Below are 21,075 nucleotides of genomic sequence, written 5' to 3'. Positions count from 1 at the left end.
GGACCACGCGCCAATGGCAGCGGCCAGCCGTTTTGCTTGGGCATTCACGTATTCAACTGAATATATGGGATCAGTATCTGTTTCAAAACAGATAGTTGTCAACAGTCAGCTTTTGGTTGATTTCGCCGATCAGTAGTGCGGCGGACGTTCGTCACCAAGAACGATGCCTCCAGCCACTGCCTGTTCGCGCTCAGCTTCCCGCTCCATCAGCATCTGCACGCGGCGGGTCAAGAGGGCGATCTCGGTCTCTTGCCGGGCCACCACGTCGCTCAACTCCTCGACCGTGCGGGTCAGGTGGGCGATCTGTTCCTCGAGCTTTTGCATGGGGTGTGGGTCCTTTGACGTGCTGCCCTGTCATACAGGCGCAACGTCACGCTTGCCAGCCCGATATGAAGGGGCCGAGGCTGAGACAAGGGAGAGAACGCTATGACCATCACCTTCGATAAATCGGATGAAATCACCGTTATCGCCATAAATCGGCCGGACGCCCGCAACGCTGTGAACCCGGAAACTGCCCGATTTCTGTACGACGCCTTTGTCGAATTCGAGGCCGATCCGGTACAGCGCGTTGCGATCTTGACCGGGAACGGCGGGTTTTTTTGCGCAGGCTTTGACTTAAAGGCCGCAGGGGCCGGTGACGCTTCAGGGTGGATGGCCGAGGTTCAGATCCCTGAAGATTGGTCGGATCCGATGGCGGACCCGCTCCCCGGGCCCATGGGGCCATCGCGTCTGATGCTGACGAAACCTGTGATCGCAGCCATCGAAGGACCGGCCGTAGCCGGTGGCATGGAATTGGCGGCCTGGTGCGACATGCGCGTGATGGCGCAAGGTGCGGTCACCGGCGTGTTCTGTCGACGTTGGGGCGTGCCGTTGATCGATGGGGGCACAATCCGCTTGCCTAAGATTTTGGGGCAGGGGCGGGCAAACGATCTGATCCTCACGGGTCGCGGGGTCGAGGCGAAAGAGGCATTGACGTTGGGGTTTGCCAACCGAATCTGCCCGCGCGGCAAGGCACTAGAGGTCGCGCGCGAGATTGCCGCCGATCTGATCCGCTTCCCGCAGGCCTGCATGCTGGCCGATCATCTGTCGGCGCGTATGCCGCCTGCCGAACTGGCCAACGCACTGCGGCGCGAATGGCGCTCCTTTACCGCCTTTGCCGCCGAGGGGCAGGCGGGTGCTGCGCGTTTTGCGTCCGGCAAGGGGCGATCTGGGGATTTTGGCGACATCTGATCTGCTGCGCAGAGGCAGGTTTGGGCAACAGGACGCACGCAGAGCATGCCCCTTTACCTTGCCCCTAGGCGGGCCATCGGCTAGACCCCGCGCGACAGTTATGCCCCCTGAGGATACTTCAATGGCAAAGACCAAGAAACAGCCCCGCCCCAAGGCCGCAACGCCGAAAGGCTTCCGCGACTATTTCGGCTCCGAGGTCACGCAGCGCACCCAGATGCTGCAGCAGATTGCCCATGTGTATCATCAGTACGGCTTTGACGCGCTGGAAAGCAGCGCTGTTGAGACGGTCGAGGCTTTGGGCAAATTCCTGCCCGATGTTGACCGCCCGAACGAGGGCGTGTTCGCCTGGCAGGAGTTCGACGAAGGTGGGAACGGCGACTGGATGGCGCTGCGCTACGACCTGACCGCGCCCTTGGCGCGCGTCTATGCGCAGCACCGCAACGACCTGCCGACGCCTTATCGTCGCTATGCGATGGGGCCGGTCTGGCGGAACGAGAAGCCCGGGCCGGGGCGGTATCGCCAGTTCTATCAGTGTGATGCAGACACGGTCGGCACGGCCTCCATGGCGGCGGATGCCGAGATTTGTGCGATGCTCAGCGACACGCTGGAAACCGTCGGCATCCCGCGCGGCGACTATCTGGTGCGCGTGAACAACCGCAAGGTCATGAATGGCGTGCTTGAGGTTATGGGCCTTGGCGACGATCAGGCTGCCCGCGACAACGTCCTGCGCACCATCGACAAGTTCGACAAAGTAGGCGAGGCCGGAGTGCGTGAACTGCTGACCAAGGGCCGTCTTGATGCCTCGGGCGCCTTTATCGACGGTGTGGGCCTGAGCGACGATCAGGCCGAGCCGGTGATTGCATTCCTGACCTCGAAAGCGGCGGATGCGGCTGGAACTCTGGCCAACCTGCGCGCGGCTGTTGGTGCGTCCAAGGTGGGCGCTGACGGCATCAACGAACTGGAACAGATCGGCGAGTTGCTGGCCGCTGGCGGTTATGGCTCGGACCGGATCGAGATCGACCCATCGGTCGTGCGTGGTCTGGGGTATTACACCGGCCCTGTCTATGAGGCTGAGCTGACGTTTGAGATTTTTGATGAGAAAGGCCGCAAGCGGCAGTTTGGTTCGGTCTCTGGCGGCGGGCGTTATGACGATCTGGTCAAGCGGTTCACCGGCCAAGAGGTTCCGGCAACGGGCGTTTCCATCGGTGTTGACCGCCTGCTGGCCGCACTACGCGAAAAGGGCCGAATTCAGGCGCAGGAAACGGGCCCCGTAGTAGTGACCGTTATGGATCGCGACCGGATGGTAGACTATCAAGCGATGGTCGCCGAGCTGCGCAACGCAGGCATCCGGGCTGAGGTTTACCTGGGCAACCCCAAGAACTTTGGCAACCAGCTGAAATATGCGGACAAACGCAACTCCCCGATCGCGGTCATCGAAGGCGGCAGCGAGAAAGAGGCGGGCGTTATCCAGATCAAGGACTTGATCCTGGGTGCCAAGATCGCCGAAAGCGCAACGCTGGAGGAATGGAAAGAACGCCCCAGCCAGTTTGAAGTGCCACGCGGCGATTTGGTCGCCAAGGTGCGCGAAATTCTGGACGGACAGGACTGATCCATGCCTAAACGTTCCGACATTCAGGCCCGCGCCGCGATGATGCGGGTGCGGTTCGAAGCGGCGGGCGGCCAGGTGGTCGATCCGCCCCTGTTACAGCCCGCTGGCACCCTTCTTGACCTCTATGGCGAAGACATTCGAGGCCGCGCCTATGTGACTTCGGATGCTCTGCGTGGCGAGCAGATGATGCGCCCGGATTTCACCGTTCCCGTGGTGCAGATGCATATGCGCGACGGGGCAGAACCTGCACGTTACACCTATTCAGGAGAGGTCTTTCGGCGGCAAGAGCACGATATGGACCGGCCTAACGAATACGTGCAGGTCGGGTATGAGGTGTTTGACCGCAACGATCCGGCGGCAGCAGATGCCGAGGTCTTTTCGCTCTTTGCGCTGCAACTGCGCGGGTTGTCGTTACGGGCGGCAACAGGTGATATCGGCATTTTGATCGCAGCCGTGCAGGGCCTGAAGACCAACGAAAGGCGCAAGGCTGCGCTGATGCGCCATCTGTGGCAGCCGCGCCGGTTCCGGGCGCTGTTGGATCGCTTTGCCGGGCGCACCCCGGTGCCTGCCAGCCGTGCCGCGTTGCTGGCCGCTGAAAACCCCATGGGATTCGACGCGCCGATGATAGGCAAACGCAAAGCCGCGGAAATCGAAGCGCGGATCGAAGCGCTGCGTGAGGACGCGGCAACGGGCCCGATCTCGGACACCGAAATGGTCGGCCTCGACAGCTTGCTCGCCGTACGCGAGACGATGCCCTTTGCGCTGGAACAGTTACGTGATGTGGCAGTGGACTTGCCTCAGATTTCACCTGCGCTGGATCGGCTTGAGGCGCGTATCGCGGCGTTGGCAGCACGAGGCGTCAATGTACACGACCTAGATTTCGAGGCTGCCTATGGCCGTACCTCGATGGAGTACTACGACGGGTTTGTCTTTGGCTTTTATGCTGAGCGTCGCCCTGATCTTCCCCCTATCGCCACTGGCGGTCGCTATGACGCACTGACGCGGCAGTTGGGCAATGGTGCCGAAATCCCGGCTGTGGGAGGGGTGCTGCGTCCTGACCTGATGCTTGAAATCGAGGAGGGTGTTCAATGAGCCTGAAACTCGGTGTGCCGTCCAAGGGGCGGCTGATGGAAAAAACCTTTGCCTGGTTTGAAAAGCGCGGCGTCAACCTGTCGCGCACCGGGTCTGATCGCGAATATGCGGGCAAGGTCGAAGGGATTGAAAATGTCCAACTAGTGCTGCTGTCGGCGGGCGAAATCCCACGTGAATTGGCCGCTGGACGCATTCATCTGGGCGTCACGGGTACCGATCTGGTGCACGAAAAGCTGCCCCGCTGGGAGCAGCAGGTCGAAGAAATAGCGCCGCTTGGTTTTGGTCAGGCCGATCTAATCATTGCTGTGCCCAGTTGTTGGGTCGATGTGGATACGCTCGATGATCTGGATGCGGCTGCGTCGGCGTTTCGTGAAGTGCACGGCCACCGAATGCGGATCGCGACCAAATACCACCGGCTTGTGCGAGAGTTTTTGATCGACAGCGGTGTCGCTGATTTTGCACTGGTCGACAGCCAAGGCGCAACCGAAGGGACCGTTGCCAACGAAACGGCCGAGGGCATCGCCGATATCACCTCGACCGGGGAAACGTTGCGGGCCAATCACCTCAAGATCCTGTCGGATGGTTTGATCTTGCGGTCTCAGGCGACGCTATGGCGCAGCCGCGAGGCGCGATATTCGAAAGATGAAAAGGCCACGTTGGAAACGCTTCTTGACATGTTCGACACGGTCAACTGAAGAGCTTTAGTTGGTCGCTGCTAAAGCGGCGGCCCGACAAACTCCTGCCCGTGCGCCTGGGCAATCCGGGTCATTTCCGCTTGCGTCAAACTGTCGGCGGACAAAGCCGCGTGAAAGGCGCGGAACATGACCTCGGCATGAAGGGCAGGGGAGAAGGCATAGCGCAGCCGTCCCGGGACTTTGCCCACATTTTTGAAAGCATGCACCGTACCACGTGGAACAAAGGCCACGTCTCCCGGTGTCATGTGATGTAGCTTTCCGTCGATTTCGACATCAAACGCACCTTCGAGGAAGAAGAACGTTTCGTCTTGGTGATGATGGATATGCCGCCCGGGGCCAATGTCAGGCTGGACGACATCTTCGAACACTTCCATTGTACCGCCAGTCTGATCGCCGGTTAACAGAATGCGCAGCGTGATCGCGCCAGGGAAATCGAGACATTCGGCAGTTGCGTAAGGCGCGTATACAGGGGTCATAGAGATCATTCCGAGCGGCTGTGGCAGGGAACAATGATAACGCCCGAGTGGATATTGTCAGGACCGAAACCCCTGCGCGGATGCACACCGATTGTGCAGATCACATGTCGGACAGACCGGTTGGTGAATATGAACGCAAAACTCTGCGGTGCATCGAACCTCGGCACTCGCTGCGATGGAATGTCGAGGGTTTTCTTTTTGGAACCCAATGTCTTCCAACAAATGCGGAGAGGTTTTGGCTAAGCGCAGTATTTCCTGCCGCGTGTCTTGAATAGATGGTTCAATAGGCGTTTTGAGGAGACTTTTCCTAATCCAATGGGGTAGAGTGGCTCGCAAGGTTTTGGCAAACACAGACGGAGGAGACGGTCGCTTTTTGGTAACATAAATCATTATATTGCCCTTCTCTTCATCAATGATACAATCAATGCGTGACCGTCTTCAAATCAGGCTTTTTTGCAAATAGGATCAGAAAAAGTAATCCAGGAGAATGCCATGTTGCATCATCTCAATGCACTGCGTGCGTTTGAAGCAGCGGCACGCCACGGTGGTTACATAGATGCTGCCGAGGAGTTGTGTGTTACGCGGGGCGCGGTCAGCAGGCACGTCAAACTTTTGGAAGATCATCTGGGCGTCACCTTGTTTCGTCGCAATCACCGAGGAGTGGAATTGACGGAGGCGGGTAGGACATTGTTGCCGGAATTGACGGCGGCGTTTTCCCGGATCAAACAAGCAACTGATCGTGTGTCGGTTAGCGCATCTGAAGTGCGGATCATTTGTCCGCCGGGGTTGTCTATCCGCTGGTTGTTTCCGCGCCTTCAGAGCTTTCGGGACCAACACCAGGAATTGGGAGTTCGGCTGACGACTGACTTCTACAGTGATCGGGGTTTTGATCCGGCTGAACACGATATCGGGGTAACCCTTGAACGCTGGCCGGGGAGGTCACCAGATCTGGTTGTGCAACGTTTGTTTCCAATGACGCTTGTCCCGGCATGTTCACCATCGTTGTTAAAGTGCGGACCACCCCTGAAGAAACCGTCGGATTTGCGTGGACATCTTTTGTTGCATGAAGGTCCCGGACGTGAGGATTGGGGGACTTGGTTGGACGCTTTTAGCGTTGAGGGGGTGGACGGGACAAAGGGGGAGGCTTTTCCAAATGTCGATATGACGGCCAAGGCCGCCGTGATGGGGGCAGGTGTGGCAATCATCGATCCCTTGCTCTGTGCAGAAGAACTGGAACAGGGCATATTGGTTCGCCCGTTTCCTGAGATGTCCTGCGAGACGCCCTACGGCAACTATGCTTTGATCGGAGCACGAGACAGATGGGACGATCCACCAATTCGTGCATTTCGCGATTGGGCGATGTCGAATGTTCCAAGCCTTGAAAGCAGAAATTGACAAAGCTCAATCACCCTACGCTGCCCGAAACCGAAGATTTCAACGCGTTGGGTGAAAGCCAATGATGCAGACTAGGCTGATTTCGCTCTAGAGAACGCCAATTTCGGCGAGTGCCCGGTTCAATTCGTCTGGGATCGGGTCATCTTGTGTTCTGCCTTTTGGCAAATCAGGGGGCGTGTCTTCGGGTTTGAGGTAACGCCAGCCTTGAAATGGGCGTTTGATTGCAGCCTGTGTCAGGTGAAGTGTCGGATCCAATACGATGGCACAGCGGCGGATACCGTCCGAGCCAATGACCTCGTCCAGGCGCAGCACTTTCTGGCGGCACTGGATCACACCTTTGATGACCCAATAGATTGATCCGCCATTCAGAATTTCGGCCTCACGCTTGGGCCACATGCGGGTGACGTGCCTGGGTAATCCGTCATCTGTCTGGGCGGCGCGGCCTTGTTGCCAGACGTCGAGCGTTGCGGGCGATTCCGTCCCGACCGACAGTTTGATGAGATTTACATACTTATTCACAACTTGCCCACAGAGTCGTCCCAAGATTCAACTTCATATTGTAGCTCCATAACCGGACTCATCAAGGTGTTGTGGATTTCATCACAATTGGTTTAACCTGTACGCCTCTTCCAACTCAGGGAATCAGCCAATGAGCCGCTTTGCCGCCCCTATCGCCGAGCAGATCTGGGACATGAAATACCGCTTCAAGCAGGCGGACGGAACGCCGATCGACGTGACGGTCGAGGACAGTTGGCGGCGGATTGCCCGCGATCTTGCGCGCGTGGAAAAAGACCCGGCGCATTGGGAAGAACGGTTCTTCGAGGCGTTGGAAGATTTCAAATACCTACCTGCTGGCCGCATCACCGCCGGTGCTGGCACTGCGCGTCAGGTCACCCTGTTCAACTGCTTTGTGATGGGCACCGTGCCAGATAGCATGGGTGGCATCTTTGACATGCTGAAAGAGGCCGCGCTCACCATGCAACAGGGTGGCGGGATCGGCTATGATTTCTCTACTATCCGCCCGCGCGGTGCGGATGTGCATGGCGTGGCGGCTGACGCATCTGGTCCGCTGTCGTTCATGGATGTTTGGGACGCGATGTGCCGCACCATCATGTCGGCAGGTTCGCGCCGGGGTGCGATGATGGCCACCATGCGCTGCGATCACCCGGACATCGAGCAGTTTATCACTGCCAAGTCTGATCCGGCGCGGCTGCGTATGTTCAACATGTCGGTTCTGGTCACAGATCCCTTCATGGAAGCAGTCAAGGCAGACGGCCCATGGGAACTTGTGTTCGGCGACAAGGTCTATCACACGGTTCAGGCGCGTGATCTGTGGAATAAGATCATGCAGGCGACCTATGATTATGCCGAGCCGGGCGTGATCTTCATCGACCGGATCAATTCGGCGAACAACCTTAATTATGTGGAAACCATCGCGGCGACCAACCCATGCGGTGAGCAGCCTTTGCCACCCTATGGTGCCTGCCTGCTGGGTTCGATCAACATGGCGCGTCTGGTCAAGAACCCGTTCGAAAAAGACGCCGAGCTTGACCCTGAAGCGATGCAGGAACTGGTCGCCACCGCTGTGCGCATGATGGACAACGTGGTGGATGCGTCCAAGTTCCCGCTACCCGAACAGGCAGCCGAAGCACAAGCCAAGCGCCGGATCGGTCTGGGCGTCACGGGCCTTGCCGATGCGCTGTTGATGCTTGGGTTGCGTTATGGCTCGGACGAGGCGGCGCGTCAGACCGAACGCTGGTTGCACGCGATCGCCCGCGCCGCGTATCTGGCGTCGGTGGATTTGGCGAAGGAAAAAGGGGCATTCCCGCTTTTCGATGCCGAGAAATACCTTGCCAGCGGCACCATGCTGGCGATGGACGACGACGTGCGCGAAGCCATCCGTGAGCATGGTATTCGCAACGCTTTGCTGACGTCGATCGCACCGACCGGAACCATCTCTTTGTACGCAGGCAACGTCAGCTCGGGCATCGAGCCTGTGTTTGCCTATGCCTATACCCGCAAGGTACTGCAAAAGGACGGCTCGCGCACGGAAGAAGAGGTCGTGGACTATGCTGTGCAGCTGTGGCGAGACAAGTTTGGAGACAAGGAGTTGCCTGACTTTTTCGTCAACGCGCAGACCACTGGCCCCGACCGATCACGTCAAGATGCAGGCAGCGGCACAGAAATGGATCGACAGTTCGATCTCGAAAACCATCAACTGCCCCGAAGATATCTCGTTCGATGCGTTCAAGGATGTCTACATGCAGGCCTGGGATCAGGGCTGCAAGGGGTGCACGACTTACCGTCCGAATGACGTCACGGGCTCGGTTCTGACCGTCTCTGAAAACTCGGAGAAGGCACCGGGCGAAAGCGCCGATGCGCCACATGAGGTAGAGGGTGGCGACGTGATCTACATGTCCGAACCTCTGGATCGTCCGCAATCGCTGGAAGGTTCGACGTATAAGCTCAAGTGGCCCGATAGTGAGCATGCGATCTATCTGACCATCAACGACATCATAATCGGCGGCCGTCGTCGTCCGTTCGAGGTGTTCATCAACTCCAAGAACATGGAACACTATGCCTGGACACTGGCGCTGACCCGGATGATTTCGGCCGTGTTCCGTCGTGGCGGCGATGTTTCCTTTGTGGTCGAAGAACTGAAGGCCGTTTTTGATCCGCGTGGCGGAGCTTGGGTGCAGGGAAAATATATCCCTTCGATCCTGGCCGCCATCGGTGGCGTCATCGAGCAGCACATGGTTGCGATTGGGTTCCTGGAAGGTGAGGGCATGGGCCTGAAGTCCGATCCTCAGGCACAGGTGGTCAACACAGACACCAACCGGGGCAAAGCCTGCCCGAGTTGCGGACAGTACGACCTTGTCATGATCGAAGGTTGCATGACATGCCGCAGCTGTGGCCACTCCAAATGTGGTTAATCGATACTGTCTGACGTAAGCGTCTGTGGTGTGAAAGCTCGCATCAGTTTGCAGTTTGGTCAGTTTAAATTGCAATTTTGACCACTAAAAGTATGCCACCGCCCTCAAAGGGGCGGTGGCTCTCTATTTTTTGGGATGTGTTGTGATGAGTTGAGGGGCTGCACATCAAGTATTCGTCGCCTCGCAAAGCTCGTCTAAACTCAGATAGTTGAAGCGTTGCTTCAGAGTTTATCAAACATCGATCCAAACCGAGGGGCGAACAAGGCGTGCCAGATCGGCCAACGTCTGCGCCGGTTGCGCCAAATCCATGTTGAAACAGGCGTTGATTGAGCCGCTTGACTGCTCCAACGAGAATGGTCGGAATATCTATCGTCGTGAGGTCGTCGAACAGTTTCTGAATCCACTTTGGTTGACGAGAATATAGATGTTATTTGATGTATGCGGCGGCCCGCTTCAATCAGCGTCTCTTACCATGTCGAGAATTCCGCAATGAAGGGTATCACTCGCGTCGCAAACGATACGAAGCGCTTGCTCAAATTTTTACTCATCTCCACTATGGAGCTCGTCTGTGATGAGTTGAAACTGCGCGTCCAGACGGCCATCTGCCCCAAATTCTCTGACGATGGACAAGCCATTGCGCGACTATTTTTAGAATTCAGATAGATCCTAAAGTCATAAGTCAGAAGATCTGTCTGAGTTCATCGATTTGCGCTGGCCAATTTCGAACTAGATATTTCCAATTTTGCACGAACCTGTGCAGCAGGTGCCGTTATGTACATGGCGTAAGTGGATTTGATCTGAGGACTCCTCCCAATGGCACCACCCGGCAATTTTATCTTTTTCGTGACAGACAATCACGCCAAGAGCTTTCTTGGCGCAGCGGGGCATTCAACTGTGCGGACCCCGAACCTCGACAAACTTGCAGGGCGCGGGGTTCGTTTTGAAAACGCTTACGCCACAACGACGTTGTGTTGTCCGGCTCGCGCAGCGATCGCCACGGGCCGGTATCCTCATCAAACGGGGTTCTGGGATAATGCAACAATGTATGACGGATCGGTCAAGACCTGGCACCATCGGCTGCGTGACGCCAACGTGCCTGTCACTGCAATTGGGAAGTTGCACTACCGGTCAGAGCAGGACGACAATGGTTTTGCCCAAGAAATTCACACGATGCATGTGGTTGATGGCATTGGATCTCCGCTCACGTTGTTACGTGCAACCGAACAAGGGGTACCAAGCCGCGCAGGTCACAAGACAATCTATGGGAATTCTGGGCCAGGAGCGACAGACTACCAGATTTATGACCGCCAGATCACCGAACGCGCAATCGACTGGTTGCGCGCCAATGCCGACAACGCTGAACCATGGGCCCTGATCGTGTCTTATCCCAGCCCGCATCCCGCGTTCCGGGCGAAACAGGAGTTTTGGGATCTGTACCCGCCCGAAGACATGCCCCTGCCGTCCACATGGAATGCGCCTGATCGGTATGAGCATCCGGCCATGGCATATCTTGCGTGGATGAATCAGCTGCCCCAAGGCATGGACGAAACATTCTTGCGAAATGCATATGCAGGATACTGTGCGCTGATCACCCAGACTGATGCAGAAATCGGCAAGGTGATTGATATGGCAGAGGAACTGGGTTTGGCCGACACCACACGGATGGCTTACACATCCGATCACGGCGAGGCCATCGGGGCCCATGGCATTCTGGGCAAGGCCAATCTTTATGAGCATTCCGCTCGGCGTTCCACTAATTATGGCTGGTCCAGGATTGTCGGAGGGCAGGACAGTTTCAGATTGCGTCAGTCATGTGGACCTTTTCCCAACAATTTTGGACCTTTTCGACGTGCCGACCGCAATGGACGGGGGCCTGCCAGGTTGCTCGCTTTTGCAGGTGATCAACGGCGAGCAGCCGCAGCGGCCGGGTTTTTCTGAATATCACGCGATGGGAAGTGTAAATTCCAGTTTCCTGATCCGGCAGGGTGATTGGAAACTGATCTATCACGTCGATATGCCCAACCAGCTCTTTGATCTGGCGATTGACCCTGATGAAGCAATCGATTTGCTGGCTGGTGGGAACACCCATCCAAAAGAGGTGGAGCTTGTGGCGCTATTGCGCGAGATGGTCAATCCCGAAGAGCTAAATGCGCAGAGCAAGGCCGACCAGTTGGCCCGGATCGAGGCGTTGGGCGGCTATGACGCGGTAAGAAACTCTGGCTCCATTGCGGCTTCGCCCATTCCCGGCAAGAAAGTCAATCTGGAGAAGATCTGAGCCTGCCGTTTAGTCAGCTTCCAGTTTCCTGTCCAATTCTTGCCGATACGCCAGAACCTCACGTCGGATCGCCTCTTTCATGAGGGAAGCTGCACCATCGACGTCGCGATCGACGGGGACCACGAACCCAACAGGGATAGAAAGCTCTGTTTTCATTCGGCGGAGCACATAGTTTTCCCCAAGCAGGGTCTTGGGGAAAATGCCATCTGTTATTGTCAAACTGCCGACTGCCAGTCCGATATTGATCGCGACATCAACCGTTCCGCTTTCTTGTCGAACATTTGGGATCAAACCAGCACTGTCGAACAGCCGAGCAATGCGTTGACGCATGATCGAACCGCTTTCTATCAACGACAGCGGTTCATTGGCCAAAGCCTGAACAGGAATTTCACGTTGGTCAGACAAGGCATGTGTCCGAGGCAACGTTACGCATAGGGGAAAGTCGATGATTGGCTCTCCGCGAACGCCGGCATGAACAACAGGAACCGTTGTCAGGGCAATATCGAACATACGCGATGCAGCCCAACGTTTGATACTATGCCGGGCCTCAACACTGATGCTGACGCGAGTGCTGGACTTGGTCTCACGGTAATAGCGGCGAACGGCGCTGGGTAGAATTTGTTCAGCCATCCGTGGAAACCCGAGTATCCGAATTGTCTGTTCCTTGGTCGCGCCATCGCGAATGGCATCGGAAATTCGTGGCAGTTCATCAAAGACGCTGAGGGCACGAATTGCTTCGGGCAGAAAGGTTTCAGCTGCCTCCGTCGGGATCAGGCGCTGTCGTTCCCTGCGAAACAGTTTCAGTTCCAGATCACACTCCAACGCCGATAACATTCTGCTGGCCGCAGATGGCGTCAAATGCATCTTCTCAGCGACGCTTGCAATTGTCCCTGCCTGCATGACCTCAACAAACAGCCTGAGTGAAGGAATTTTGGGCATTCTCGCGGACATTTCTTCTACCCTGGTCTGGTATCAATTTTGTGCGTTTTTGGAACCAACTTGTCAGAATAATACGATTTGTGCACGAGCGTGACCATCAACTCGTGATCCGAATTTCCTCTAACATTCATATCAAAAAGATATTTTTGAACCGAATACCGCGTTGATACTGTTTTACCAAATCTGGGTTCTCTGAATGGACCTGTCGGTTCGAAAGTGAGGCACAAATGAACAATGATGCAATTGCAGCCGCCAAAGAGGTCATGCATCGCCATGTGCAGGCACTGAATGCGCGTGATGGCGCAGGCATATCAAAGACGCTCCACTTTCCACATTATCGACTGTCCGGCGAGGTGGTGAAGATCTGGGAAACCCCAGACAGCTATTTCCGCGATTTCAAGACGAGGGCAGGGGACGATTGGGGCCATACCGAATGGGGGCATCTGAACGTGCTGCAATCCAGCGAAAGCAAAGTGCATTTGGACGTGATGGTGAACCGGTTCGACAAAGAAGGACAGCCGCTGGTGTCCTTTCTTTCGCTTTGGGTGGTTACACGGATTGATGGTATTTGGGCGGCGCAGATGCGGTCATCGTTTGCGCAAGATCTGCGTTGAACTGATATCAGATTTTCTTCTTTCTCTGGCGTGGCTATAGTGGTTTAGACTGCTTAACTTGCTAGAGTTTGATATGAACATTCGTCAGCTTCGCTATTTCATTTCAATCGTTGATCAGGGCAGTGTGTCCAGTGCCGCGAGGGTGCTGCATATTGCCCAACCCGCGTTGAGCCAGCACATTGCAAATCTGGAAGAAGAACTTACCACTGAATTGCTTATTCGCTCTTCGCGCGGGGTCAAACCGACACAGGCTGGTAAAGTTCTGTATCAACATGCCCGCAAGATCGTGGCGCAGATTAAACAGGCCACCGATGACGTCAGGAAAGAGGCGGATACCCCCCGTGGCGAAGTTTCGATTGTTGTACCACCGATGTTGGGTGTTCATGTCGCGCCGTTGTTGTTGGAAAGGGTGGCCGAAAAATATCCCGAGGTTGAGCTTCGAATTCTGGAGGAGTTGGCGCTGAACGTGAAAGAGATGATTGAAAACAGCCGCGTGGATCTGGGTATTTTGGCGACCCGCGAACAAGCTTCCAAGGCCGAGTATCTACATCTCTATACTGAACCCTTGTACCTGGTGACCCGACGCAAAGCGGGCGACAAACCCTGTTCCGGGGATGAGACCGAAGAGGTCAAAGCCTTGTTCTCTACGCCATTGGTCTTGAGCCAGCAGTCTCATGCTGTTCGCGAAATTGTCGAAGATGTGGCTGAAAAGATGGGTCGGGCGCTGAACTTGCGTGTCACAACGGAATCTGCCCGGCTGAGGCTTAGCTACATCCGCAGCGGTGTAACGTCAGGCGTGTTGCCGTGGCCGTCAATTGATGCGCTCTGGCGCCGCGGGGAAATTTCTGCAAAACGTTTGGTCAAGCCAGATTTGATCCGCGAAGTGTATTTGACCTGGCCACGCAATCAGCCGCTGAACGCGGGATCGCGGGCGGTTCGGCAAGAGTTGCTGGATATCTGCCACGAACTGTTTGATAGCGGCATAATCCGCGGCACATTTAGGCATGTTCAACCCGAAGATCAAAAATCGTAAAGGCGCGCCGGATTGTCCGACAGGATAGCGTTCCGGGTTTCTACCGATGGGGCCCAAGTCACCAATTCATCTAACAAATCCCCGTCATTGGGCATAGCCACCGGGATATGTGGGTGCGGCCAATCTGTGCCAAAGACGACCTGATCCGGGTTCGCCGAGATCAAGGCCCTCGCGACATCCGTGACATCATCGTAAGGCGGCGCAGCTTGACTGGTGACGCGGTAAGCACCTGATAGTTTGCTCCACGCCTTTCCCGCTCTCATCAGGTTCAGCAGGGCCTGAAACCCTTCGGTCTCGATGCCCTTGGCCACTGAAAAGTGCCCCATATGGTCGAAAACGGTTTGAACAGGCAGGGCCGAGAAAAAAGCGTAGGGGTCAGGGAAGGTGCTGATGTCCAGCAGCACTTGAAGATGCCAACCCATCGGTGCGATTTTGTCGGCGATGGTGCGAACATCGGTCATCGCCTTATCGCCACTGAACAACAGATTGGCCCGGACCCCACGCGCACCCTGATCATGCATGAGCTGCAATTCATCCTCGCTGACCGAAGCATCGACCACGACCACAGCACGGTAACGTTCAGGGTTGGTGGCCGTGGCCTCAAGCGTCGCGCGATTGTCGGTGCCGTAAATGCTGGGCTGCACGACAACGGCGCGCTGAAACCCTAACGTTTTCAGCAAGTGTTCATATGATGCCAATGACGCTTCCGGCGGAGTGTACAATCTGTGGGGTACCATCGGGTATTGCTCTGGAGGGCCGAACACGTGGGAATGGCAATCGCAAGCCAGCGGAGGTAACTCAAATTGCGGTACGCGCGGTGCCCTATCCGGTGCCGCGCAGTTGGGGATTTCAGTGTTGGCCTCGGTCATGTCGAGGCGCCATTCGAAGCGACAAAGTTAGCATTGACGCCCGGTGCAGGGGTCGCACCGAACCCACCGCGTTCCAACACCGCCTCGACGCCACCATGTTGCTCGATGATCGCGGCTTGATCAGCCCTGGCTTGACGGTCGACCGCATCGGGATCGCAGACTTTGAGCAATTCGGCATGCAGATCGGCCCGGATGGCGTCGTGGTCTGGCGAAGTGCCCAGATCGTTAACTTCCGCAGAGTCATCTTTCAGATTGAAAAGCTGCGGTTCTAACCCGGTATAGTAGATGTATTTCCATGGACCTTTGCGGATCATGAACGCGCCCGACATGGCGCCGAGCGGCGTGATATTCCGAGAATACGGCGCGGTCCGGGCAATCTTCCTCAGTCGCAATCTGGAACAGTGAGCGGCCGGGCAGTTCAGGGTCATCGGCCTTAAGTCCGGCGCAATCCAGGACGGTGGGAAAAACATCCGCCAGTGACACTGGTGTCTTGCAAACCTTGCCACCGGGCAGGTTTGGCCCGGCCATGATCATCGGAATGGCGGCGGCCTCTTCGTACATGTTGGACTTACCCCACATGCCACGCTCGCCCATGTTGTCGCCATGGTCGCTGACATAGATGACGTTTGTGTTGTCGTTTAGCCCGGCTGTTTCAAGCGCGTCCAGAATGCGGCCCACATTGTGGTCCATGAAGCTGACCAACCCGAAATAGCCGGTTAGCGCGGCTTGCGTACGTTCCTCGTTGAAATTGTCGTAGACGAAACAACGGCGCAGCGCTTTGAGCCAGGTGTGGTCACTTTCGCGCGCGGGTTTCGAAGGCTTGAGGTCCATGTCCTTGTACAGGTCATAGAACTCCTTTGGCGCTGTCAGCGGGAAATGCGGTGCGACCATTGAGATGAACACGGTCCACGGTTTGTCACCCGCAGGTTCTTGCCCGCGTTCGGCAATCCACTCGCAAGCGGCATCGGTGATGTTGCGATCATAGGTGGTGTATGATGTCTCACCTGCGCCTGCGCTGTCGGCCAGATCGCGGGCTTTCCATCGCCGTGGCATCGGTTCGCGCACGCACCCCAGCACATCGCCGACACCATTGACCAGATGCATCGGGATCTGTTGGAAATCCAACCCCACAGGGTCGGATGCGTTGCGGTAATGCAGTTTGCCGATAGAACCTACAGGGTTGCCATTTTGCTGCAGATAGTGACCCCACGATTTCGGCTCTCCCGTGTAAGGCGTTGCATTGTCCCAATGGCCTGTCTGGTGGCCATATTTGCCGGTCGCAAAGCTGGCGCGTGCAGGCACGCAGATAGGCGCATTGGTATAGGCGTTTTCGAATAGAGTGCCCCGCGCAGCCAGCCGGTCAAGATTGGGTGTTTTGATGAATGGGTGTCCGGCGCACCCCATGATGTTGGACGCATGCTCATCGGACATCAGGACAATCATGTTTGGGGCGGTCATGGGAGTTCCTTATTGTGCTTGTGCTTCAATCCGCGCCAGAAGTGCGGAGCAGGGATGTGCGGGTTTGCTATTGCCAAAACGTCTCGCCTGGGAGCGGCAGGAAAATCCGGTCGCCAAAGCGCCAGAACCTGCAACGCTCAGTGGGTCGCGCCAAGACATGTCGAAGAGCTTGCTGGACATGTCGCGGTGTTCGGCTTCGTGTCCAAACAACCCGGCCATGCCACAACACCCGGTGTTGGCAATGTCGAGCGTCAAGCCGAAATGTCTGAACACGGCTTGCCAACGCCGGGAAGCGGCGGGGTCGGCTGTTTTCTCGGTGCAGTGTGAGAACAAGGTGTAGTGCCACGTGTCGTCGACGGGCAGCTGGGAAATTCTGTGCAGATTGTCGGACAGGAACCGATCCAACGACAAGGTTTTGAGGGTGCCCAGATCGTAGTCCTTGTTCAGCAGATCCGTTACGGCGGGTTCAAGGCTGATCAGGGGCAGATCATCCGCTCCAATCTTTGACAAGAACGCGACGGTTTGATCGCGTTGCGTTTCAAAGGCATCCATCATGCCACGCACCTGTCGTGCCTTGCCGTTGGCCACCGGTGGTATGGCCCAGACAGTGAACCCCAGCTTGTCCAGCAGAGCTGTCGATTGTGCGATCACGTTCGTGTCGAAGGCACCGGTGAAACTGTCCAGGACCAGCAAAACCGGTTCTTTCCCCCAATTCGACGGAGCCGCGCCGGGATAAACCATGCGTCCCCCGGCGTTTTGAACTGCTTGTTCTGCAGTCAAAGGCGCATAGCGCGGGATATCGATCAGGCCAAACCCACGGTTCAACACCGCCCGTGTCAAACCGTTTCCCAACAGAAGATTGGCCAGACGCGGTAGCTTGCGCAGGGCCAGTGAAAGTCCCTCCATGTGGCGCAGCAGGTGATCGCGAGCAGGGCGCGCGTGGGTTTGGAAATACTGATGCAGAAAGGCGGATTTCATCGCCGGGATGTCCACACGTACCGGACATTGACCCGTGCAGGATTTGCAGGACAAACAAGTGTCCAGACTGTCCTTTAGCGAGGCTTCTATCGAACTGAAATCCCCACCAGTCGAACGCAGGCGTGCCCATTCCCGGAACAAGCTGGCGCGACCTTTTGGGGCCTGCGTCTTGTCACGTGTTGCCTTAAAGGACGGGCACATCGGATCGTCTGGAGCCCAGTTGTGACACGCTCCGTTGCCATTGCACGCAATCGCGCGCTCGAATGCGCCAAACGTCTGTTCGTCGATTTCGGCGTCGCGGGAACCGCGCATGGGTACGGCGTCGATCTTCATCACGGTCAGATCGCTTTCGGCGGCTGTCACCAACTTGCCGGGGTTAAGGCGATTGTCGGGATCAAACCAAGCCTTGATTTTGCGCATCACCGCATAAAGCTCGGGACCCACATAGCGTTCAACGTATTCGCCACGCACGCCCTTGCCATGCTCACCCCAAATCAGGCCACCGTGTTTCTGACAGAGCTTCGATACTGCGTCCGACACCTTGCGGATCATTGCCCGGTCGTGCGCGTCGCGCATGTTCAGCATCGGGCGCACGTGGACGCAGCCCACATCGGCATGGCCGAACATGCCGTAAGACAGGTCGAAACCATCGAGCAGCGCGCCAAACTCGGCCACAAACTGCGACAGGTTTTCGGGCGGGACCGCCGCGTCCTCGACAAATGGCAGGCCGATCCGCTTGGTCTCAACTGCGGCCAGCAAACCTACCGAACGTTTGCGCATTTCCCACAGGGCTGACATGTCGGCTGGCTCGGTCGTGGTCACCTGCGCAGCGACGGGAACAACGTTCTCGGCAATGATCGCCGCCAGCCGTTCCTGCCCGGCGGCGATTTCTTCCAAGGTCTTGCCGCTAAACTCGACAAACAGGAACCCGCCCGCGTCGCCAATTTGCCCGAGCACGCCTTCCAGTTCGCTCCACATGGGTGAGGTGGCGGCAAGGGCCAGAATCTTGTCATCCAAAAACTCAATGGCGCTTGGATCTGCTTCGACCAGATGCGGCACGTGGCTGAGCGCGCGGGCGCAGTCGTCATAAGCCAGCACTGTTAGCGCGCTCTGTTTCGGGATCGGTGTCAAACGCAGTGTCAGCTGCGTGGTCAAAGCCAGTGTGCCTTCGGACCCCGCCAGCAGCTTGATGAAATCCAAACCACCCGACGCCGCCTGCGCCTGATCCAGGTTATAGCCGGTCAGACTCCGGTTCAGCGTTGGAAAACGTCGGGCGATCTCGGCGGCCTTTGTGTCCAGCTCGTCGCGCAACGCTTGACCCATCTGGCGAAGCTCTGCGTCCGAGGTGTCGTGAGTGGTGACAGAGGCAGGCCGCCCGTTTGCCAAAACCACATCCGCTGCAACGACGTGATCTGACATACGCCCATAAACCCGGCTGCCCTTGCCGCTGGCATCGGTGGCGAACATGCCGCCCACCGTCGCCCGCGACGAAGTCGACACCGTCGGCGCAAAGAAAAATCCATGAGGTTTGAGGTAGGTGTTCAGCTGATCCAGTACCACGCCGGGCTGCACCGTGACAGTTCCTGCCTGCACGTCGAATGCCAGGATGTCCCGCATGTGGCGTGACATATCCACGATCACACCCACGTTCAGAGATTGCCCGTTAGTTCCCGTGCCTCCACCGCGCGCAGTCAAAGAAATGTTATGCTCTTGCGACAGTTGGGCCAGTGTTTCGATGTCCTTGGCGGACTTGGGGAACAGGATCGCGTCGGGGGTGATGTGATAGATGCTGTTATCTGTGGAGGCGACAAGACGGGCGCCCTGATCGTCTTCGATATCACCAGAAAATCCCCCAATGCGCAGTGCGTCGAGGTACCGAGACAAGGTTTCGGGGGATAATCCAGCATATGTGCGATCCTGCAAGGTTGGTCCGGGCGCAGATGCGCCCGGACCTAAGGCTTCAGGTTTGTGGTGCGGGTGCTTGTTTCGACGCCTTCATGCGTGCGATGACACGGATACCAATGGCCAGAAGAGGAATGGCAAAGAACACCAACGCAACCGGACGGTGGAGGAAGATGCCAAAGCCATCGTCTGTCAGCAGCACCGACTGACGCAATGCCTGTTCAGCACCGGGGGCCAGAACAAAGGCGATGATCGTTGCCGCGGGGCTGAAGTTCAGCGTTCGCATGAAGTAGCCGATCAGACCAAAGAGGCAGGCCACCATCACGTCGAACATCGATGAGCGGGCGGTGTAGGCCGAAATCAATGCCACTGCCAGAATGGTTGGATAGATCAAGCGCTGTGGAACCTTGTCGATGATACGACCGATCAAAGGACCACCAAACCAGCCGATGAGACCGTACAACGCGATCCCGATCAGGCCGGCTGCAAACAATCCATAAACGATGTCGCCCGACGTCTCAAAGATCTTGGGTCCAACCTGGATGCCGTGGATCAGGAACACACCCATGAGCATCGCTGCGATGGTCGAGCCTGGAACACCAAGCGCCAGAAGCGGGATCATCGACGGACCAGAGACTGCGTTGTTGGCCGCCTCGGGTGCCGCGACGCCCTCGATCGCGCCTTTGCCCCATTCGTCTTTGTTGGGCGCTTTGGCCTTGGACGAGCCATAGGCTACGAAACAGGCAACCGCAGAGCCAACACCGGGGATCAACCCCACCATCGAACCGATGGCCGAACCACGCCCGATGAACGGCAAGCAGCGTTTGATCTCGGCCCAGCTCAGGCGGTCGTCGTCGGGGTTCTTCGCTTTGATCTCGTCATGATGTTCCTGACCTTGGCGGGCCGGGAAGACTTGCGAGAAGACCTCGGAGATCACGAACAGACCGATAAGCAGCGGCACCAGCGAGAAGCCGTTGTACAGCTCGACCATTCCAAAATCGAACCGAGGCTCCGATGTGATTGGATCCAGACCGATCATCGCCAGCGTCGCGCCAAAGAGCGTCGATGCGATGCCTTTGAGCACGGAATCCGAAATGACAGAACCGATGATCAGGAAGGCGCAGACATAGATCGCAAAGTAATCCGGCGGGCCCAGTTCACGGGTCAGCTGTGCAATGGTCAATGCGCCGAAGATGAGGATGAACTCACCCACAAAGTCACCAATGACAGACGCCACAGTTGCGGTTTTTAGCGCCTTGCCCGCCTGACCTTTCTTGGTCAGGGCGTGCCCGTCGATCACCGTTGCCGCCGCAGCCGTCGTTCCGGGCGTATTGAACAGGATCGCGGATATCGATCCCCCAAACCGACCAGCTTTGCCGATGACGTACAGAAAGGCCAAGGCTGACAGCGGGTCGATGTAATACGTGATGGGCACTAGCATCGCGATCGCGGCCGAGGCCGTCAGGCCCGGAACCGCACCCACGATGACGCCCAGAACCGCACCCAATATGACGAACATCATCGTCTCGGGCGTGGTGAAGATGGTATAGAAACCGTTCAAAAGTTCCATGTCATGC

Annotated in this window: 17 protein-coding genes and 2 pseudogenes; 10 read left to right on the top strand and 9 right to left on the bottom strand. The window is 56.9% G+C overall.

Features of this window, described 5'->3' with window-relative positions:
* Positions 1-129: 129 nt before the first annotated feature.
* Positions 130-324, bottom strand: coding sequence for a SlyX family protein (locus tag ACZ1HE_RS17330; protein ID WP_472622786.1), 195 nt, complete (start codon positions 322-324; stop codon positions 130-132).
* A gap of 102 nt (positions 325-426) precedes the next feature.
* Between ACZ1HE_RS17330 and ACZ1HE_RS17325 the strand changes: the two genes are divergently transcribed.
* The 4 genes from ACZ1HE_RS17325 (at position 427) to hisG (ending at position 4,626) form a co-directional block, all read left to right on the top strand.
* A complete protein-coding gene (locus tag ACZ1HE_RS17325) occupies positions 427-1,230 on the top strand; it encodes a crotonase/enoyl-CoA hydratase family protein (RefSeq protein ID WP_472622784.1) in 804 nt (267 codons plus the stop codon).
* A gap of 121 nt (positions 1,231-1,351) precedes the next feature.
* Positions 1,352-2,839: a histidine--tRNA ligase gene (hisS, locus tag ACZ1HE_RS17320; protein ID WP_472622782.1), complete on the top strand. Its 1,488-nt coding sequence runs from the start codon at positions 1,352-1,354 to the stop codon at positions 2,837-2,839.
* 3 nt (positions 2,840-2,842) lie between these two features.
* Positions 2,843-3,931, top strand: a complete 1,089-nt coding sequence (locus tag ACZ1HE_RS17315; protein ID WP_472622780.1) for an ATP phosphoribosyltransferase regulatory subunit — start codon at positions 2,843-2,845, stop codon at positions 3,929-3,931.
* Positions 3,928-4,626, top strand: coding sequence for an ATP phosphoribosyltransferase (hisG, locus tag ACZ1HE_RS17310; RefSeq protein WP_472622778.1), 699 nt, complete (start codon positions 3,928-3,930; stop codon positions 4,624-4,626). Before ACZ1HE_RS17315 ends, hisG begins: the two co-directional genes overlap by 4 nt.
* A 20-nt stretch (positions 4,627-4,646) precedes the next feature.
* On the opposite strand, the gene ACZ1HE_RS17305 is transcribed toward hisG, so the two are convergent.
* Positions 4,647-5,102 carry a cupin domain-containing protein gene (locus ACZ1HE_RS17305; RefSeq protein WP_472622776.1) on the bottom strand — a complete coding sequence of 152 codons (456 nt, stop codon included), beginning with the start codon at positions 5,100-5,102 and terminating at the stop codon, positions 4,647-4,649.
* Positions 5,103-5,594: 492 nt separating this feature from the next.
* Between ACZ1HE_RS17305 and ACZ1HE_RS17300 the strand changes: the two genes are divergently transcribed.
* On the top strand, positions 5,595-6,497 hold the full coding sequence (locus ACZ1HE_RS17300) for a LysR substrate-binding domain-containing protein (RefSeq protein WP_472622774.1): 903 nt from the start codon (positions 5,595-5,597) through the stop codon (positions 6,495-6,497).
* Between the two features lie 87 nt (positions 6,498-6,584).
* On the opposite strand, the gene ACZ1HE_RS17295 is transcribed toward ACZ1HE_RS17300, so the two are convergent.
* Complete coding sequence (locus ACZ1HE_RS17295; protein ID WP_472622772.1) at positions 6,585-7,016, bottom strand: DUF1489 family protein; 432 nt, start codon at positions 7,014-7,016, stop codon at positions 6,585-6,587.
* Positions 7,017-7,146: 130 nt separating this feature from the next.
* Between ACZ1HE_RS17295 and ACZ1HE_RS17290 the strand changes: the two are divergent.
* The 3 genes and pseudogenes from ACZ1HE_RS17290 (at position 7,147) to ACZ1HE_RS17280 (ending at position 11,705) form a co-directional block, all read left to right on the top strand.
* Positions 7,147-9,430, top strand: a pseudogene (locus ACZ1HE_RS17290) (adenosylcobalamin-dependent ribonucleoside-diphosphate reductase).
* A gap of 813 nt (positions 9,431-10,243) precedes the next feature.
* Positions 10,244-11,149: pseudogene (locus ACZ1HE_RS17285) on the top strand (sulfatase-like hydrolase/transferase); the annotation flags it as partial.
* Positions 11,133-11,705 (top strand): sulfatase/phosphatase domain-containing protein, encoded by a 573-nt coding sequence (locus ACZ1HE_RS17280; RefSeq protein WP_472622770.1) that lies wholly within the window; start codon positions 11,133-11,135, stop codon positions 11,703-11,705. The pseudogene ACZ1HE_RS17285 and the gene ACZ1HE_RS17280, both read left to right, overlap by 17 nt.
* Positions 11,706-11,714: 9 nt before the next feature.
* Here ACZ1HE_RS17280 and ACZ1HE_RS17275 read toward each other — a convergent pair whose 3' ends face one another.
* The gene (locus ACZ1HE_RS17275; RefSeq protein ID WP_472622768.1) at positions 11,715-12,644 is read right to left on the bottom strand and encodes a LysR family transcriptional regulator; all 930 of its coding nucleotides are present in this window, start codon (positions 12,642-12,644) and stop codon (positions 11,715-11,717) included.
* A gap of 227 nt (positions 12,645-12,871) precedes the next feature.
* Here ACZ1HE_RS17275 and ACZ1HE_RS17270 point away from each other — a divergent pair, with 227 nt between their 5' ends.
* Both ACZ1HE_RS17270 and ACZ1HE_RS17265 read left to right on the top strand, forming a co-directional pair.
* On the top strand, positions 12,872-13,258 hold the full coding sequence (locus ACZ1HE_RS17270) for a hypothetical protein (protein ID WP_472622766.1): 387 nt from the start codon (positions 12,872-12,874) through the stop codon (positions 13,256-13,258).
* 73 nt (positions 13,259-13,331) lie between these two features.
* The gene (locus ACZ1HE_RS17265; protein WP_472622764.1) at positions 13,332-14,291 is read left to right on the top strand and encodes a LysR family transcriptional regulator; all 960 of its coding nucleotides are present in this window, start codon (positions 13,332-13,334) and stop codon (positions 14,289-14,291) included.
* On the opposite strand, the gene ACZ1HE_RS17260 is transcribed toward ACZ1HE_RS17265, so the two are convergent.
* The 5 genes from ACZ1HE_RS17260 to ACZ1HE_RS17240 form a co-directional block, all read right to left on the bottom strand.
* On the bottom strand, positions 14,279-15,028 hold the full coding sequence (locus ACZ1HE_RS17260) for an amidohydrolase family protein (protein WP_472624533.1): 750 nt from the start codon (positions 15,026-15,028) through the stop codon (positions 14,279-14,281). The two genes, ACZ1HE_RS17265 and ACZ1HE_RS17260, sit on opposite strands and share 13 nt — an antisense overlap.
* A gap of 128 nt (positions 15,029-15,156) precedes the next feature.
* On the bottom strand, positions 15,157-15,474 hold the full coding sequence (locus ACZ1HE_RS17255; RefSeq protein WP_472622762.1) for a hypothetical protein: 318 nt from the start codon (positions 15,472-15,474) through the stop codon (positions 15,157-15,159).
* Positions 15,401-16,618 (bottom strand): sulfatase-like hydrolase/transferase, encoded by a 1,218-nt coding sequence (locus ACZ1HE_RS17250; protein WP_472622760.1) that lies wholly within the window; start codon positions 16,616-16,618, stop codon positions 15,401-15,403. Before ACZ1HE_RS17250 ends, ACZ1HE_RS17255 begins: the two co-directional genes overlap by 74 nt.
* 9 nt (positions 16,619-16,627) lie before the next feature.
* A complete protein-coding gene (locus ACZ1HE_RS17245; protein WP_472622758.1) occupies positions 16,628-19,519 on the bottom strand; it encodes an FAD-binding and (Fe-S)-binding domain-containing protein in 2,892 nt (963 codons plus the stop codon).
* A 37-nt stretch (positions 19,520-19,556) separates the two neighbouring features.
* Positions 19,557-21,068, bottom strand: coding sequence for a tripartite tricarboxylate transporter permease (locus ACZ1HE_RS17240; protein ID WP_472622756.1), 1,512 nt, complete (start codon positions 21,066-21,068; stop codon positions 19,557-19,559).
* Positions 21,069-21,075: the final 7 nt, after the last annotated feature.

Source organism: Falsiruegeria sp. JB4-1, from assembly GCF_055693495.1.
The sequence above is the reverse complement of the archived record's forward strand: the minus strand, read 5'-3'. Positions and strand labels throughout refer to the sequence as shown.